The organism is Pseudomonas sp. B13(2017) (assembly GCF_002113245.1).
GTDB lineage: Bacteria > Pseudomonadota > Gammaproteobacteria > Pseudomonadales > Pseudomonadaceae > Aquipseudomonas > Aquipseudomonas putida_Z.
The window spans coordinates 273,435-289,376 of sequence record NZ_NEJX01000005.1 but is presented as its reverse complement, the minus strand read 5'-3'; the positions used below and the strand labels follow the sequence as shown (position 1 = coordinate 289,376).

Here is a 15,942-nt window from a genome sequence, read left to right as displayed (position 1 = left end):
GCTGCACATGCACATCTACAAAGTTGGCGGCGCCGTGCGCGACCGCCTGCTCGGCCGCCCTGTCAGCGATATCGACTGGCTGGTGGTCGGCGCCACGGTCGAGGAAATGCACGCCAAGGGCTTTCGCCCGGTTGGCGCTGATTTCCCGGTGTTCCTGCACCCGAAAACCGGCGAGGAATATGCCCTGGCGCGCACCGAGCGCAAGAGCGGGCGCGGCTACGGCGGCTTCACCTTCCACGCCAGCCCCGATGTGACCCTGGAAGAAGACCTGATCCGCCGTGACCTGACCATCAATGCAATGGCCGAGGACGAGACGGGTACGGTGTACGACCCCTATCACGGCCAGAGCGATCTCGATCAGCGCCTTTTACGCCATGTTTCCCCGGCATTCGCCGAAGATCCATTGCGTGTGCTGCGTGTTGCGCGCTTTGCTGCCCGTTATGCGCCGCTGGGTTTCCGGGTTGCCGATGAGACGCTTGAGCTGATGCGCCAGATCAGCGCCTCGGGCGAACTGCAAGCACTGACCGCCGAGCGCAGCTGGAAGGAAATCGAGCGGGCGCTGATGGAGGCGCAGCCGCAGGTGTTCTTCCAGGTGCTGCATGCTTGTGGGGCCCTGCAGGAGCTGCTGCCAGAGCTTGATGACGCCCCCCAGGCCCTGGCGGCGCTGGAACAGGCGGCAATGCATGAACGGCCCCTGCATGTACGCTGGGCCTGCTTGTTGCAGGCGCTGGCACCGGCCGCGATCAAAGCCGTCAACCAGCGCCTGAAGGCACCGCGAGAGTGCCAGGAGCTGGCGCTGCTGACGGGTGAGTGCCTGAAGCTGGGCAACCAGGCGCTGGAACTGCCTGCCACGGCACTGCTGGAGCTGTTGCAGAAGTTCGATGTGTACCGGCGGCCACAGCGGTTCGAGGACTTCCTGATCGCTTGCGAGATGACAGCGCTGGGCGAGGGCAAAGCAGGTTATCCACAGGCCGACTACCTGCGAGGGGCAGCGGCGGCGGCGCGGGCAGTGGATGTCAAGCCGTTGGTGCAGGCAGGGCTTACTGGCCAGGCCTTGGGTGAAGCGCTCAAAGGTGAGCGGCTGAAAGCGCTCGAGGCTTACAAGCTCGGTTGAACATACCGGCCCTTTCGCGGGCTCGCCCGCTCCCACAGGAACCGCGCATTTTCCGAGCCTCGCACCTAACCTGTGGGAGCGGGCAAGCCCGCGAAGGGCCGCAAAGCGGCCCCAATTTTCTTAACTGACCGGCATTAAGGCTCGCCCGCTCCCAAAGGGATCGCATGATGCCAAGTGTTGTGCGATCCCTGTGGGAGCGGCTTTAGCCTCGAAAGGGCCGGTACAGGCTTACGCGGGAGTCAGCTGCAACCCACGCCACTCAAAGGCAACCGGGGCCAACACCTGATCAATCCGCGCCTCCTGCCACAACTGCGCCATTGTCTTGCCTACCCCCGGATGTACCAGCTCCGGCGCCAGCAGCGACAGCGGCCACAGCACAAAGGCGTTTTTCAGGATCTCGGCCCGAGGCAACACCAGCCCATCGAACGTGCCGTGCAGGCCGTCATACATCAGCACGTCGATATCCAGCGGAAGGCCCTTGCGGTCCGGCGCATAGCGGCCATTGTCGGCCTCGATGAACTTCAACCGGCGGTCCAGTTCGATCAACGGCAACGCAGTCTGCCCGGTCACCACAAAGTTGATGAACGGCCCGCTCTTGATCCCCACCGCCTGGCTTTCGAACGCCGGCGAACAGCGCATGTCGGTCAGGATGCCCGCCAACGCATCGAGCCCGGCGCACAAATGCACCTCGCGGTCGATGTTGCTGCCAAGGCCCAGGTAAACCGTGCTCAGAGACATCCGCGCTCGATCTCCACGCCAACACCACCACGGGCCGCCGGCACCGCACCCGGCTTGGTCAGTTTCAACCGCACCCACGGGATATGGAACTCTTCCATCAACGTCGCCACCAGGCGCTCGGCGAAGGTTTCCACCAACTCGAAACGGGCCTGTTCGGCAAACGCCTGGATGCGCGCCGACACACTGGCATAGTCCAGCGCCAGGTTCAGGTCGTCACCGGCCGCAGCCGGGCGGTTGTCCCAGGCAAAGCTCAGGTCCAGGCGCAAGCACTGGCGAATATCCCGCTCCCAGTCATAGGCACCGATGACGGTATCGACTTCCAGGCCTTCGATGAACACTCTGTCCAAGCACTTCTCTCCACAGCACGACAAGGGCGACTGGCGCCGTTAGAATCAGGGCGTCCTCGCCCGGAATAGTTAGCATGTTTTGGTTACTGGCGTTGCTCGCCTACCTGCTCGGCTCGCTGTCCTTCGCCATCGTCCTCAGCCGCCTTACGGGCAGCCCGGACCCGCGTTCCAGCGGTTCAGGCAATGCCGGCGCCACCAACATGCTACGCCTGGCAGGCCGCAAACTGGCGATCCTGACCCTGCTTGGCGACCTGTGCAAGGGCCTGTTGCCGGTATTGCTCGCCCGCGGTGCCGGGCTGGACCTGCACGCGCAGGCCTGGGTTGGCGTGTGCGCAGTGCTGGGCCACCTGTTCCCGCTGTACTTCCGCTTCCAGGGCGGCAAGGGCGTGGCAACCGCCGCCGGCATGCTCATGGCCCTGTACTTCCCGGCCGCGCTGCTGGCCATTGGCGCCTGGCTGCTGACCTTCTACCTCACCCGCACCAGCTCGCTGGCGGCGCTGATCGCCACACCGCTGACCTTGCCGTTGCTGGCCTGGCGCGAGCCAGAGGCCCTGCTGCCGATCACTGTGCTGACAGCGATGATCGTATGGCGCCACCGCAGCAACCTGCGCGACCTGTTCGCCGGCCGCGAACGGCACTTCTAACGCTTAAACCGGCGGCAACTGCTCCATCGGCCAACGTGCCTGCACGCTGATTGCCAGGTCCTGCTTTTGCCCGGCCAACAACCGCTGGCAGCCGGCATAGGCGATCATCGCGCCGTTGTCGGTGCAGAACTGCGGGCGCGCGTAGTACACGTTGCCCTTGATGCTGCCGAGCATGTCCTCGAGGGACGCACGCAGGGCCTTGTTGGCGCTGACGCCACCAGCAATGACCAGGCGCTTGAGGCCAGTCTGCTTCAACGCCCGCTTGCACTTGATGGTCAAAGTCTCCACCACCGCCTGCTGGAATGCCAGGGACAGGTCGCAACGGGTTTGCTCACTATCGTCGCCGGCATCGCGGCACTGCTGCCAGGTGTTCAGGGCAAAGGTTTTCAGGCCGCTGAAGCTGAACTCCAGGCCCGGGCGGTCGGTCATCGGCCGCGGGAACACGAAGCGGCCAGGCACGCCGCGCTCGGCCAGGCGGGCGATTTCCGGGCCACCGGGGTAGTTCAGGCCGATCAGCTTGGCGGTCTTGTCGAACGCTTCGCCAGCGGCGTCGTCCAAGCTCTCGCCCAGCAGCTCGTACTGGCCGATGCCATCGACCCCCACCAACTGCGTGTGGCCACCGGAAACCAACAAAGCGACGAACGGAAACTCCGGCGGGTTTTCTTCCAGCATGGGTGCCAGCAGGTGGCCTTCCATGTGGTGTACGCCAATCGCCGGTATGTCCCAGGCAAAGGCCAGCGCCTGGGCGCAGGAGGCCCCCACCAGCAGGGCACCGACCAGGCCAGGGCCCGCGGTATAGGCGATGGCGTCGATCTCGGTGGCGACGCAGCCGGCCTCATCCAGCACCTGGCGGATGAGTGGCAGCATGCGCTTGACGTGGTCACGCGAGGCAAGCTCTGGCACCACACCGCCGAACACGCGGTGCAGGTCGATCTGGCTGAACAGCGCGTCGGCCAACAAACCGCGTTCGCTGTCGTATAATGCGACGCCAGTTTCGTCGCAGGATGTTTCCAATCCCAGTACTAGCATGGGTTCGTCCCTTGTGGGGGCTGAATTCGAAGCCGCGCATGATAGTCCCCGTGTCGGATGCCGACCAGCGGTTTTCGATCAGAGGCTTTGCATTCCGGCTTGCTAAGGGTTAACATCCGCAACCCTTGAAAACCGACGTTCTCCAGCACACCTTTGTTTTGCCAGGAGCACGTCTACCCCGGTAATGAATTAAGGTAGCCCTGGATGCCAGCCGTCAAAGTTAAAGAGAACGAACCCTTCGACGTAGCTCTGCGTCGTTTCAAGCGCTCCTGCGAAAAAGCCGGTGTACTGGCTGAAGTTCGTAGCCGCGAGTTTTACGAGAAGCCGACCGCCGAGCGTAAGCGCAAAGCAGCTGCTGCTGTTAAGCGTCACGCCAAGAAAGTTCAGCGCGAACAGCGCCGCGCCGTTCGTCTGTACTAATACAGACGTTCTACGCAAAGCTTCTGCCCTGCCCGGCTAACCGCCGGGCGATGGCAGTGGTCGTTTCAAACTTGAGCAGCTAGCTCAAGGCCCTGCACAAGCTTCATGCGAACTGCACATGGGCAACCTGCCTGAAACGTCAGAGCTGGTCCTCCTTGTTGTATGACCAGACGTGCACGTCCGACTGACGGGCCCTCAGGGGCCGGCGACGAGCACACATTCCCTCGCACTTTCCCAAGCGGCACTCGCCCCATTCGGCGCGTGAGCGATTAGACTTGCCAGCTGCCAGATGACGAGACTGCCATGGCCGGGCTGATTCCCCAGAGTTTCATCGACGACCTTATCAACCGCCTCGACATCGTCGACGTGGTGAGTTCGCGTGTCCAGCTGAAAAAAACCGGCAAGAACTACTCCGCCTGCTGCCCGTTCCACAAGGAAAAGACCCCTTCCTTCACGGTCAGCCCCGACAAGCAGTTCTACTACTGCTTCGGCTGCGGTGCCGGCGGCAACGCCCTGGGCTTCGTCATGGACCACGACAACCTGGACTTCCCCCAGGCCGTCGAGGAGCTGGCCCGCGCCGCCGGCATGGAAGTGCCCCGCGAGCAAGGCCGCCGCGACCACAAGCCGCGCCAGCCAACCGATTCGCCGCTGTACCCGCTGCTGGACGCCGCCTCGGAGTTCTACCGCCAGGCCCTGCGCAGCCACCCGACCCGCAAGGCGGCGGTGGATTACCTCAAGGGCCGTGGCCTGTCCGGGGAAATCGCTCGCGATTTCGGCCTGGGCTTCGCCCCGCCAGGCTGGGACAACCTGCTCAAGCACCTGGGTGCCGACACCCTGCAGCAGAAGGTGATGATCGATGCCGGCCTGCTGATCGAGAACGCCGAAAGCGGCAAGCGCTATGACCGCTTCCGCGACCGGGTGATGTTCCCGATCCGCGACAGCCGCGGGCGCATCATCGCCTTCGGTGGCCGGGTGCTCGGCGACGACAAACCCAAGTACCTGAACTCCCCGGAAACCCCGGTGTTCCACAAGGGCCAGGAACTCTACGGCCTGTACGAGGCACGCAAGCACAACCGCAACCTCGACGAAATCATCGTCGTCGAGGGCTACATGGACGTGATTGCCCTGGCCCAGCAGGGCCTGCGCAACGCCGTGGCCACCCTCGGTACCGCCACCAGCGAAGAGCACCTCAAGCGCCTGTTCCGCGTGGTACCCAGCGTGCTGTTCTGCTTCGACGGTGACCAGGCCGGGCGCAAGGCCGCCTGGCGCGCCCTGGAGTCGACCCTGTCGAACCTGCAGGACGGCCGCCGCGCGCGCTTCCTGTTCCTGCCCGAAGGCGAAGACCCGGACAGCCTGGTGCGCGCCGAAGGCACCGATGCCTTCATGGCCCGCATCAACCAGCACGCCCAGCCGCTGGCCGATTACTTCTTCGAGCAACTGGGCGTCGAAGCCGACCCGCGCTCGCTGGAAGGCAAGGCGCATATGGCGACCCTGGCCGCACCGCTGATCGAAAAGATCCCCGGCGCCAACCTGCGCCAGCTGATGCGCAACCGCCTGAAGGAAATCACCGGCCTCGACCCGCAGCAGGTCGAACAACTGGCGCAACACGCCCCGGCCGCCAGCAGCGTGCCGGACTACGACCCTGGCTACGACTACGACGCCATGGCCAGCTACACCCCCGACTACGGCGACATGCCGCAGCACGACTTCGCCCCCGTTCATCAGGAACAGGAGTGGAAGCCGAACAAGGGCGCTGGCAAGAAGCAGTGGAGCGACAAACCCTGGGACAAGAACCGCAAGGGTGGCAAGCCATGGCAGCAACGTGACGAAGCGCCACCACGCGTACCGGCCCCGGTCGAGCCGCCCACCCTGGCCGCCCTGCGCACCCTGCTGCACCACCCGCTGCTGGCCGGCAAGGTGGAGGATGCCAGCCACTTCGCCGACGAAGAACACCTGTACAGCCAGCTGCTGGTGGCACTGATCGAAGCCGCGCAGAAAAATCCTGGGCTAAGCTCAATGCAGTTGATCGCACGTTGGCACGGCACCGAACAGGGGCGCCTGCTGCGGGCCCTGGCGGAAAAGGAATGGCTGATCGTGGCCGACAACCTTGAACAACAGTTTTTCGACACTATAACTAGCTTGTCCGCCCGCCAACGCGAGCGCAGCCTGGAACAACTGCTCAGGAAATCACGTCAAAGCGAATTGACCAGCGAGGAAAAAACCCAGCTCCTCGCCCTGCTGAGCCGGAATGTTCCCGCACAAACGCCGACCTCATCTGGCGCGTGAGGCCCATGCTCGGGTATAATCCTCGGCTTGTTTTTTGCCCGCCAAGACCTTCAGTGGATAGGGTGTTATGTCCGGAAAAGCGCAACAGCAGTCTCGTATCAAAGAGTTGATCACCCGCGGTCGTGAGCAGGGCTACCTGACTTACGCGGAGGTCAACGACCACCTGCCTGAGGATATTTCAGATCCGGAACAGGTGGAAGACATCATCCGCATGATCAACGACATGGGGATCAACGTATTCGAGAGTGCTCCGGATGCGGATGCCCTTCTGTTGGCGGAAGCCGACACCGACGAAGCCGCGGCCGAAGAAGCCGCTGCTGCGTTGGCGGCAGTTGAAACCGATATCGGCCGCACGACCGACCCGGTGCGCATGTACATGCGCGAAATGGGTACCGTCGAGCTGCTGACCCGCGAAGGCGAGATCGAAATCGCCAAGCGTATCGAGGAAGGCATCCGTGAAGTCATGGGCGCCATCGCCCACTTCCCGGGCACTGTCGACTACATTCTCGGCGAATATGACCGTGTCACCACCGAAGGTGGCCGTCTGTCCGACGTTCTCAGCGGTTACATCGACCCTGATGACAATATCGCCGCGCCGACCGAAGAAGTGCCGATCCCGGGCACCAAGGCCGCCGCCGCGAAGGAAGAGTCCGACGACGACGAGGAAGAATCCGAAAGCGGTGACGACGAGGAAGAGGCCGAGAGCGGCCCGGACCCGGAAGTCGCTCGCCAGCGTTTCGGTGCGGTCAACGACCAGCTTCAGGCCACCAACAAGGTCCTGAAGAAGAACGGTCGCGCCCACAAGGAAAGCATCGACGCCCTGCAGGCCCTGGCCGACCTGTTCATGCCGATCAAGCTGGTACCGAAGCAGTTCGAGGTACTGGTAGAGCGTGTTCGTGACGCCCTGAACCGCCTGCGCCAGCAGGAACGCGCCATCATGCAGCTGTGCGTGCGTGATGCCCGCATGCCGCGTGCCGACTTCCTGCGCATGTTCCCGAGCAACGAAACCGACCAGACCTGGAGCGGTGACCTGGCCAAGCGCAACACCAAGTGGGCTGCCGCCCTGGGTGAAAAGGACGCTGCCATCGTCGCTTGCCAGCAGAAGCTGATCGACCTTGAGACCGAAACCGGCCTGACCGTTGCCGAGATCAAGGAAATCAACCGTCGCATGTCGATCGGTGAAGCCAAGGCCCGCCGCGCCAAGAAAGAAATGGTCGAGGCGAACCTGCGTCTGGTGATTTCCATCGCCAAGAAGTACACCAACCGTGGCCTGCAGTTCCTCGACCTAATCCAGGAAGGCAACATCGGCTTGATGAAAGCGGTGGACAAGTTCGAATACCGTCGCGGCTACAAGTTCTCGACCTACGCCACCTGGTGGATCCGCCAGGCGATCACCCGTTCGATCGCCGACCAGGCGCGCACCATCCGTATTCCGGTGCACATGATCGAGACGATCAACAAGCTCAACCGTATTTCCCGCCAGATGCTGCAGGAAATGGGTCGCGAACCGACCCCGGAAGAGCTGGGCGAGCGCATGGAAATGCCTGAGGACAAGATCCGCAAGGTACTGAAGATCGCCAAAGAGCCGATCTCCATGGAAACCCCGATCGGTGACGACGAAGATTCGCACCTGGGCGACTTCATCGAGGACTCGACCATGCAGTCCCCGATCGACGTGGCCACGGTCGAAAGCCTCAAGGAAGCCACCCGTGACGTGCTCTCGGGCCTGACCGCACGCGAAGCCAAGGTGCTGCGCATGCGTTTCGGTATCGACATGAACACCGACCACACCCTCGAAGAGGTCGGCAAGCAGTTCGACGTGACCCGCGAGCGGATCCGTCAGATCGAAGCGAAGGCGTTGCGCAAACTGCGCCACCCGACTCGCAGCGAGCATCTGCGCTCCTTCCTCGACGAGTGATGACAAACCCCGGCCCAGGCCGGGGTTTTTCTTTTCCGGCCCTGCGCGATCCCTGTGGAAGCCGGCTTGCCGGCGATGGGCTGCGCAGCAGCCCCATTTCCTCGTTACCTCCCCCTTCCGACAGCCAGAACACAAAGCCCGCCCTTCCACCGCACACCTGCAGCAATGCCCGTCTACACTCGACTTCATACCACTTGAATGTGAGGCCGCTATGCCGCTGATGCCGGCCATCCTGTTGCTGCTCCTGATTTTGTGGAACACAGCGGCCGGCGCCCTGACCCTGACAGACGAGGAGAAAGCCTGGTTGGCTGCCCACCCGCAGCTGAGCCTGGGTGTAGACGCCTCTTGGCCACCGTTCGAGTTTCGCGACCAGGAGGGCCGATACCAGGGATTGGCCGCCGATTACATCGCCACGATCCAGCAACGCCTGGGTGTGACGCTCAAACCGGTCGAACCCAGCAGCTGGACCGAGGTACTGGCGCAAGCACGCGAAAGCCGCATCGACCTGCTGCCCGGCATCATGTCCACCCCCGAACGCCAAGGCTACCTGGCCTTCACCCGGCCGTACCTCGACTTCCCCATCGTCATCCTCGCCCACAAAGGCGGCGCACAGCCGCGCAACCTGGACGACCTGTACGGTCTGAAGATTGCCGTGGTCGAAAACTACGCCCCGCACGAACTGCTGCGCACCCACCACCCGGACCTCAACCTGGTGGCCCTGCCCAACGTCAGTTCCACCCTGCAGGCCCTGGCTACCGACGAAGTGGACGCGGTGGTCGGTGACCTCGCTTCAAGCATCTGGAGCCTGCGCCAGCTCAAGCTCGACGGCCTCTACGTCAGCGGTGAAACGCCCTACCGCTACCAGCTGGCCATGGCCGCCCCGCGCGACAAGAAGGTGCTGGTCGGCATTCTCGACAAAGTGATGGCCGACATGAGCAGCGCTGAAGTCAGCCAGATCCAGCAACGCTGGGTAGGCAATGTGGTCGACCAACGGATGTTCTGGTCGGACCTGCTGGTATACGGCCTGCCGGCGGTGCTGGTATTGATGGCCGTGCTGGCAGTGGTCATCCGCATCAACCGCCGGCTCAGTTCGGAAATTTCCCGGCGCATCGCCCTGGAACAGGAACTGCGCAGCAGCGAGTACCACTATCGCAGCCTGGTCGAGAGCCTGTCCGCCATCGCCTGGGAGGCCGACGCCAACGACTTCACCTACAGCTACGTCTCACCCCACGCCGAAGGCCTGCTCGGCTACCCATTGACCGACTGGCTCAAACCCGGCTTCTGGCGCAGCATCCTGCACCCGGAGGATGCCCTCTGGGCCCAGGCCTACTGCGACAGCGAAACCGCCGCCGGGCGCGACCACAGCCTCGACTACCGGGTAATCCGGGCCGATGGCCAGCCATTGTGGGTACGCAACATCGTCAGCATGATCGAGCATGGCCACCAGCCGGTGATGCGTGGCCTGATGATCGACATCAGCGAGACCAAGCGCACCGAGGACGCCCTGCGCCTGTCCGAGCAGAAGTTCGCCTCGGTGTTCCAGCAGTGCCCCGACATCCTGCTGATCGCCCGCCACAGCGACGGCTGCCTGCTGGAGGTGAACGAAGCCTTCGAAGAGCAGATCGGCCTCACCCCGGGCCAGGTAATCGGCCGCACCGCCACCGAGCTCAACCTGTGGGGCGTCGAAGGCACCGGCCCGCGGCTGCTCGAACGCCTGCACCGGGGCGGTATTCGCAACCTGGAAATGAGCTTCCGCCGCAGCAACGGCCAACTGTTCACCGGCCTGACCTCGGCCGAAACCTTCGAGCTCGACGGCAACCTCGCGCTAGTGGTGGCGGTACGCGACATCAGCCAGCTCAAGGAAACCCAGGAGCAGCTGCAGATCTCGGAAGAGAAATTCGCCAAGGCCTTCCATGCCTCGCCCGATGGCCTGCTGCTGTCGCGCCAGAGCGACGGCTTGCTGCTTGAAGTGAACGAGGGCTTCTGCCGCCTGACCGGCTATGACCTCAGCCCGACCCTCGACCAGACCTCGCTGGACCTGGGCATCTGGGTCGACCTCAACGAGCGCAAACGCCTGGTCGAACAGCTCAACCGCGACGGTTTCGTACGCGACTTCACGTGCCACCTTCGCCGCAGTGATGGGCAGATTCGCCTCTGCGAGCTCTCTGCACGGCCGCTGCCGATTGCTGGCGACGACTGCATGCTGACCATCGCCCGCGACATCACCGAGCGCCACCTGATGCAGGAAAAGCTGCAGCTGGCCGCCACCGTGTTCGAGAACACCGCCGAAGGTGTACTGATCACCGACATCGACCAGCGCATCAGTGCCGTCAACCGCGCCTTCAGCGAAATCACCGGCTACAGCGAGATCGAAGCCCTCGGCCAGACTCCGCGCCTGCTTGCCTCCGGCCAGCACGACAGCGCGTTCTATGTCGCCATGTGGCACCAGCTGACCGACGAAGGCCACTGGCAAGGCGAGATCTACAACAAGCGCAAGAACGGCGAGCTGTACCCCGGCTGGCTGACCATCAGCGCCGTGCGCAACAGAGAACGCGAGATCACCCACTTCGTCGCCGTGTTCGCCGACATCTCCAGCCTCAAGCACGCCCAGGCCAAGCTCGACTACCAGGCCCACCACGACCCGCTGACCGGCCTGCCCAATCGTGCCCTGTTCGAGAACCGCCTGCAGGCCGCACTCACCTGCTCGCAAGTGTCCAACCGCAAGGGCGCGGTGCTGTTCCTCGACCTCGACCGTTTCAAGCACATCAACGACAGCCTCGGCCACCCGGTCGGCGACCTGCTGCTCAAGGGCATCGCCCAACGCCTGAAGGAGCAGGTGCGTGATGTCGACACCGTGGCCCGCCTGGGCGGCGACGAGTTCATCATCCTGCTGCCCGGCCTGCACAAACCCAGTGACGCCAGCGCCATCGCCAACAAGCTGCTAGCCTGCTTCAACGCACCGTTCCAGGCCGGCGAGCACGAGTTCTTCACCAGCGCCAGCATCGGCATCAGCCTTTATCCACAGGACGGCACCGACGTTGCCACACTGATTCGCAACGCCGACGCAGCCATGTACCGCTCCAAGGCCAAGGGCCGTAACCGCGTCGAAGCCTACACCCTCGACCTCACCGCCCAGGCCAGCGAACGCATCGCCCTGGAGCACGAACTGCGCCGCGCCATCGAGCGCAACGAACTGAGCCTGTGCTTCCAGCCCAAGCTCAGCCTCAAGACCCAGAGCCTGGTCGGCGCCGAAGCGCTGATCCGCTGGAGCCACCCGACCTTTGGTGAAGTGCCGCCAGAGCACTTCATCCACCTGGCGGAAGAGAACGGCACCATCCTCCAGATCGGCGACTGGGTACTGGAACAGGCCTGCCGGCAGATGCATGCCTGGAAGATGCACTACGACCCCTTCGGCCCGCTGTCGATAAACCTCGCCGGCGCCCAGCTGCGCCACCCCCACCTTGCCCGACGCATCGAACAGTTGCTGAAGCACTACCAGCTCAAGGCCGGCGACCTGCAGCTGGAAATCACCGAAAACTTCATCATGAGCCAGGCAGAGGAAGCCCTGGCCGTGCTGCACCAGCTGAAGAAGCTGGGCGTGCAGCTGGCCATCGACGACTTCGGCACCGGTTATTCATCGCTGAGCTACCTCAAGCGCCTGCCGCTGGACATCCTCAAGATCGACAAATCCTTCATCCGCGGCCTGCCCGACGACCCCCACGACGCCGCCATCGCCCGCGCGATCATCGCCCTGGGCCGCAGCATGCAGCTGACCATCATTGCCGAGGGTGTGGAAAACCAGGCCCAGCAACGCTTCCTGGCGGCTGAAGGCTGTGAGCAGATCCAGGGCTACATCGTCAGCCTGCCCCTGCCCCCGGACGACTTCGCGGCGACGTTTCTTCGCATAGCACTATCGGATCTTTCAGATGGCACAGGTGCGAAACCCTCGTTATAATCCGGCCACTTACTGAGGGCCTATAGCTCAGTCGGTTAGAGCAGAGGACTCATAATCCTTTGGTCCACGGTTCGAGTCCGTGTGGGCCCACCAGAAAACTCAAAGGCCTACGTTGCAGAACGTAGGCCTTTTTCTTTTCGGCAGTTCTGCCGGATGAAAAAGCTACGGCCAATGTTTACATCCTGGGCCAGGCCGACACGGCAGCTGTAGGAGCGGCCTTGTGTCGCGAAAGGGCCGCGAAGCGGCCCCGGGATTTCGGCACTGAGCAAATATTGTTGGGGCTGCTGCGCAGCCCTTTCGCGACGCAAGGCCGCTCCTACAACGGGGGCGCATCAGCATGGCCAACTGTCTACCCTTGCCCTGCTTACCGCAGGCTGGCTAGGCTAGCGGGTCAACCGTAGAGACTCGCCATGTCGGATTCCCGCTCCATCACGCTGGATGAAATCGATCGCCAGCTGATCGCCCTGCTGCAGATAAACGCCCGCGAAAGCGTCGCCACCCTCGCCCGCCAGTTGGGTATCGCCCGCACCACCGTCAACTCGCGCCTGGAGCGGTTGGAGAAGAACAAGGTCATCTCCGGCTATGGCGTACGCCTGGGCCAGCGGGTGATGGGTGGCGGGCTGCAGGCGTATGTGGGGATCAAGGTGCAGCCGCGCTCGGGCAAGGAGGTGGTGCGGCGCCTGAGTGCCATGGGCCAGGTGCAGCAACTGTGCGCAGTGAGCGGCGAGTTCGACTATGTGGCTTGGCTGCGTACGGATTCGCCCGAGCAACTGGACCAGTTGCTCGACCAGATCGGCAGTGTCGACGGGGTGGAGAAGACCACCACGTCGATCATTCTCAGCAGCAAGGTGGACCGCGGACAGCCGCTCTGAACCTGGCTGGCGGTCAGGCCTCCTGGCCGTCGAGCAGGCCTTCCAGAATCGCCGAAAGGCTTTCAGCGGAATGCTGCATCGACCAGACGATGTCACGGCTGCGCTCGGGGGCGTGATGCTGGGCGTAGTCGGTGGCGATCTGATTGAGGCCACGGGCCAGCAGGCAGGCATGGACCAAGGCGTCTGCGGCGTCGATGCCGGGGCGTATGGCGAATAATGGCGGATGGCTGGATTCGCAGTTGCAGAAGGTTTTTTCTGCGGTGGGTTTCAGTTTTTCGGGTTGGTCGGGTAAGCGTTTGGTCATGGTATAGCCTCCAAATCACAAGGGTGATCGGCGACCAATCGCATCCTTCTCACGGGAATTGGGTGGCAGCCATGCACGAGGTGAGAACCGGCGAACTTGGAGGCGCGTACCCGGCCAGGCAAAGCCTGCCCGCGCACAGCTGCCATAGCAGTGCGCCTCCAGAATGGTCCGCGGGTTCTCACGCCCGATCGCCGAATTTCCGGCGACCCAGTGAAGTTAACGATGAAGCGATTCCCGCGATGCCAGACCGAGGCGATAGGGGGCGTAGGGTAATTCTTTATTTCCCGGCATGGGTGTAGGAACTATCTGATCACACCCTGGTAAGCCCGCCGCAGACCCTGTGGGAGCGGGCGTGCCCGCGAACACGGGCGCAGCCCGTGCCATACACCGCGAGGGCTTCTTCGCGGGCTCGCCCGCTCCCACAGGGGGCCGATGCTGTGCTTGAGATGGGTAGGCTTCCTGTTCGTCATAAAGCTATATTGCTTATACATTTCGACGATACAAGCTACATTCAGACAACAATCTGCACCTTAATAACGAACACCCCACTCCCTAAAATGGCCCCCAGGCATCTCCTATACTCAGGCTCCGCCCGCTGCGCAGCCTCTCTGGCAAGGTCACTCCATGAACAAGAAAAACCGCCACCCCGCCGATGGTAAAAAACCCGTCACCATCTTCGGCCCGGACTTCCCCTTCGCCTTCGACGACTGGCTGGAACACCCCGCAGGCCTGGGCAGCATCCCGGCCGAGCGCCATGGTGAGGAAGTGGCAATCGTGGGTGCCGGTATCGCCGGCCTGGTGGCGGCCTACGAGCTGATGAAGCTGGGCCTCAAGCCGGTGGTGTACGAAGCATCCAAACTGGGTGGCCGGCTGCGCTCGCAAACCTTCAACGGCACCGACGGGATCATTGCCGAACTGGGTGGCATGCGCTTCCCGGTGTCGTCCACTGCCTTCTACCACTACGTGGACAAGCTGGGCCTGGAGACCAAACCGTTCCCCAACCCACTGACCCCGGCCTCGGGCAGCACGGTGATCGACCTGGAAGGCCAGACCTACTACGCCGAAAAACCCACCGACCTGCCCAAGCTGTTCCACGAAGTGGCCGATGCCTGGGCCGACGCGCTGGAAAGCGGTGCCCAGTTCGCCGACATCCAGCAGGCCATCCGCGACCGTGACGTACCGCGCCTGAAAGAGCTGTGGAACAAGCTGGTACCGCTGTGGGACGACCGCACCTTCTACGACTTCGTCGCCACCTCGCGCTCGTTCGCCCAGCTGAGCTTCCAGCACCGCGAAGTGTTCGGCCAGGTCGGCTTCGGCACCGGCGGCTGGGACTCGGACTTCCCCAACTCGATGCTGGAAATCTTCCGCGTGGTGATGACCAACTGCGACGACCACCAACACCTGGTGGTTGGCGGTGTGGAGCAGGTACCGCAAGGCATCTGGCGCCATGTACCGGAGCGCTGCGTGCATTGGCCGGAAGGCACCAGCCTGAGCGGGCTGCATGGCGGCGCACCGCGTACCGGGGTCAAGCGCATCGCCCGCGCTGCCGATGGCCGCCTGGCGGTCACCGACAACTGGGGCGACACCCGTCACTACTGTGCCGTGCTCGCCACCTGCCAGACCTGGCTGCTGACCACCCAGATCGACTGCGAGGAATCGCTGTTCTCGCAAAAGATGTGGATGGCCCTGGACCGCACCCGCTACATGCAGTCGTCGAAGACCTTCGTCATGGTCGACCGGCCGTTCTGGAAGGACAAGGACCCGGAAACCGGCCGCGACCTGATGAGCATGACCCTCACCGATCGCCTCACCCGTGGCACCTACCTGTTCGACAACGGTGACGACAAGCCGGGGGTGATCTGCCTGTCCTACTCGTGGATGAGCGACGCGCTGAAGATGCTGCCGCACCCGGTGGAAAAACGCGTGCAACTGGCCCTGGACGCACTGAAGAAGATCTACCCGAAGACCGACATCGCCGGGCACATCATCGGCGACCCGATCACCGTTTCCTGGGAGGCCGACCCGCACTTCCTCGGCGCCTTCAAGGGCGCGCTGCCGGGCCACTACCGCTACAACCAGCGCATGTACGCGCACTTCATGCAGCAGGACATGCCTGCCGAGCAGCGCGGCATGTTCATCGCCGGTGACGATGTGTCGTGGACGCCAGCCTGGGTGGAAGGCGCGGTACAGACATCGCTGAATGCGGTGTGGGGTATCATGAATCACTTCGGTGGCCGCACCCACCCGGACAACCCCGGCCCAGGCGATGTGTTCGACGAAATCGGCCCGATCGCCCTGCCGGACTGAGACAAGGA

The 15,942-nt window shown here is 63.3% G+C and carries 12 protein-coding genes and 1 tRNA gene; 9 read left to right on the top strand and 4 right to left on the bottom strand.

Annotated features, from left to right (window positions below; translation table 11 throughout):
* Positions 1-7: 7 nt before the first annotated feature.
* Positions 8-1,114, top strand: coding sequence for a multifunctional CCA addition/repair protein (locus tag CAG44_RS09880; protein WP_085692028.1), 1,107 nt, complete (start codon positions 8-10; stop codon positions 1,112-1,114).
* A 228-nt stretch (positions 1,115-1,342) separates the two neighbouring features.
* Here the strand turns inward: CAG44_RS09880 and folK are convergent, their stop codons facing one another.
* Positions 1,343-1,852, bottom strand: coding sequence for a 2-amino-4-hydroxy-6-hydroxymethyldihydropteridine diphosphokinase (gene folK / locus CAG44_RS09875; RefSeq protein WP_025337453.1), 510 nt, complete (start codon positions 1,850-1,852; stop codon positions 1,343-1,345).
* Positions 1,843-2,199 carry a dihydroneopterin aldolase gene (folB, locus tag CAG44_RS09870; RefSeq protein WP_004375185.1) on the bottom strand — a complete coding sequence of 119 codons (357 nt, stop codon included), beginning with the start codon at positions 2,197-2,199 and terminating at the stop codon, positions 1,843-1,845. The genes folK and folB overlap by 10 nt, the downstream gene beginning before the upstream one ends.
* Positions 2,200-2,273: 74 nt before the next feature.
* Here folB and plsY point away from each other — a divergent pair, with 74 nt between their 5' ends.
* The gene (gene plsY, locus CAG44_RS09865; RefSeq protein WP_013970581.1) at positions 2,274-2,843 is read left to right on the top strand and encodes a glycerol-3-phosphate 1-O-acyltransferase PlsY; all 570 of its coding nucleotides are present in this window, start codon (positions 2,274-2,276) and stop codon (positions 2,841-2,843) included.
* 3 nt (positions 2,844-2,846) lie between these two features.
* Here plsY and tsaD read toward each other — a convergent pair whose 3' ends face one another.
* Entirely contained in the window at positions 2,847-3,872 is a 1,026-nt protein-coding gene (gene tsaD / locus CAG44_RS09860) for a tRNA (adenosine(37)-N6)-threonylcarbamoyltransferase complex transferase subunit TsaD (protein ID WP_085692027.1), read from the bottom strand.
* Between the two features lie 204 nt (positions 3,873-4,076).
* Between tsaD and rpsU the strand changes: the two genes are divergently transcribed.
* The 6 genes from rpsU to CAG44_RS09830 all read left to right on the top strand — a co-directional run bounded on the left by rpsU (position 4,077) and on the right by CAG44_RS09830 (position 13,323).
* Complete coding sequence (gene rpsU / locus CAG44_RS09855) at positions 4,077-4,292, top strand: 30S ribosomal protein S21 (RefSeq protein ID WP_003255575.1); 216 nt, start codon at positions 4,077-4,079, stop codon at positions 4,290-4,292.
* Between the two features lie 303 nt (positions 4,293-4,595).
* Positions 4,596-6,578 (top strand): DNA primase, encoded by a 1,983-nt coding sequence (gene dnaG / locus CAG44_RS09850; RefSeq protein WP_025337451.1) that lies wholly within the window; start codon positions 4,596-4,598, stop codon positions 6,576-6,578.
* Positions 6,579-6,645: 67 nt separating this feature from the next.
* Positions 6,646-8,496: an RNA polymerase sigma factor RpoD gene (gene rpoD, locus CAG44_RS09845; protein ID WP_025337450.1), complete on the top strand. Its 1,851-nt coding sequence runs from the start codon at positions 6,646-6,648 to the stop codon at positions 8,494-8,496.
* A gap of 211 nt (positions 8,497-8,707) precedes the next feature.
* Entirely contained in the window at positions 8,708-12,451 is a 3,744-nt protein-coding gene (locus CAG44_RS09840) for an EAL domain-containing protein (protein ID WP_085692026.1), read from the top strand.
* A gap of 16 nt (positions 12,452-12,467) precedes the next feature.
* Positions 12,468-12,544, top strand: a tRNA-Ile gene (locus tag CAG44_RS09835).
* A gap of 317 nt (positions 12,545-12,861) precedes the next feature.
* On the top strand, positions 12,862-13,323 hold the full coding sequence (locus CAG44_RS09830; RefSeq protein ID WP_015268712.1) for an Lrp/AsnC family transcriptional regulator: 462 nt from the start codon (positions 12,862-12,864) through the stop codon (positions 13,321-13,323).
* A 13-nt stretch (positions 13,324-13,336) separates the two neighbouring features.
* On the opposite strand, the gene CAG44_RS09825 is transcribed toward CAG44_RS09830, so the two are convergent.
* On the bottom strand, positions 13,337-13,627 hold the full coding sequence (locus CAG44_RS09825) for a hypothetical protein (RefSeq protein ID WP_025337447.1): 291 nt from the start codon (positions 13,625-13,627) through the stop codon (positions 13,337-13,339).
* Positions 13,628-14,251: 624 nt separating this feature from the next.
* Here CAG44_RS09825 and CAG44_RS09815 point away from each other — a divergent pair.
* Positions 14,252-15,934 carry an NAD(P)/FAD-dependent oxidoreductase gene (locus tag CAG44_RS09815; protein WP_085692024.1) on the top strand — a complete coding sequence of 561 codons (1,683 nt, stop codon included), beginning with the start codon at positions 14,252-14,254 and terminating at the stop codon, positions 15,932-15,934.
* The last annotated feature ends 8 nt before the right edge of the window (positions 15,935-15,942 follow it).

Bases quoted from the DNA above. Each gene is read 5' to 3' on its own strand.
- CAG44_RS09815 (WP_085692024.1), top strand. From the start codon at position 14,252: ATGAACAAGAAAAACCGCCACCCCGCCGATGGTAAAAAACCCGTCACC.
- folK (WP_025337453.1), bottom strand. From the start codon at position 1,852: ATGTCTCTGAGCACGGTTTACCTGGGCCTTGGCAGCAACATCGACCGC.
- dnaG (WP_025337451.1), top strand. From the start codon at position 4,596: ATGGCCGGGCTGATTCCCCAGAGTTTCATCGACGACCTTATCAACCGC.
- CAG44_RS09880 (WP_085692028.1), top strand. From the start codon at position 8: ATGCACATCTACAAAGTTGGCGGCGCCGTGCGCGACCGCCTGCTCGGC.
- tsaD (WP_085692027.1), bottom strand. From the start codon at position 3,872: ATGCTAGTACTGGGATTGGAAACATCCTGCGACGAAACTGGCGTCGCA.
- CAG44_RS09840 (WP_085692026.1), top strand. From the start codon at position 8,708: ATGCCGCTGATGCCGGCCATCCTGTTGCTGCTCCTGATTTTGTGGAAC.
- plsY (WP_013970581.1), top strand. From the start codon at position 2,274: ATGTTTTGGTTACTGGCGTTGCTCGCCTACCTGCTCGGCTCGCTGTCC.
- CAG44_RS09830 (WP_015268712.1), top strand. From the start codon at position 12,862: ATGTCGGATTCCCGCTCCATCACGCTGGATGAAATCGATCGCCAGCTG.
- CAG44_RS09825 (WP_025337447.1), bottom strand. From the start codon at position 13,627: ATGACCAAACGCTTACCCGACCAACCCGAAAAACTGAAACCCACCGCA.
- rpoD (WP_025337450.1), top strand. From the start codon at position 6,646: ATGTCCGGAAAAGCGCAACAGCAGTCTCGTATCAAAGAGTTGATCACC.
- rpsU (WP_003255575.1), top strand. From the start codon at position 4,077: ATGCCAGCCGTCAAAGTTAAAGAGAACGAACCCTTCGACGTAGCTCTG.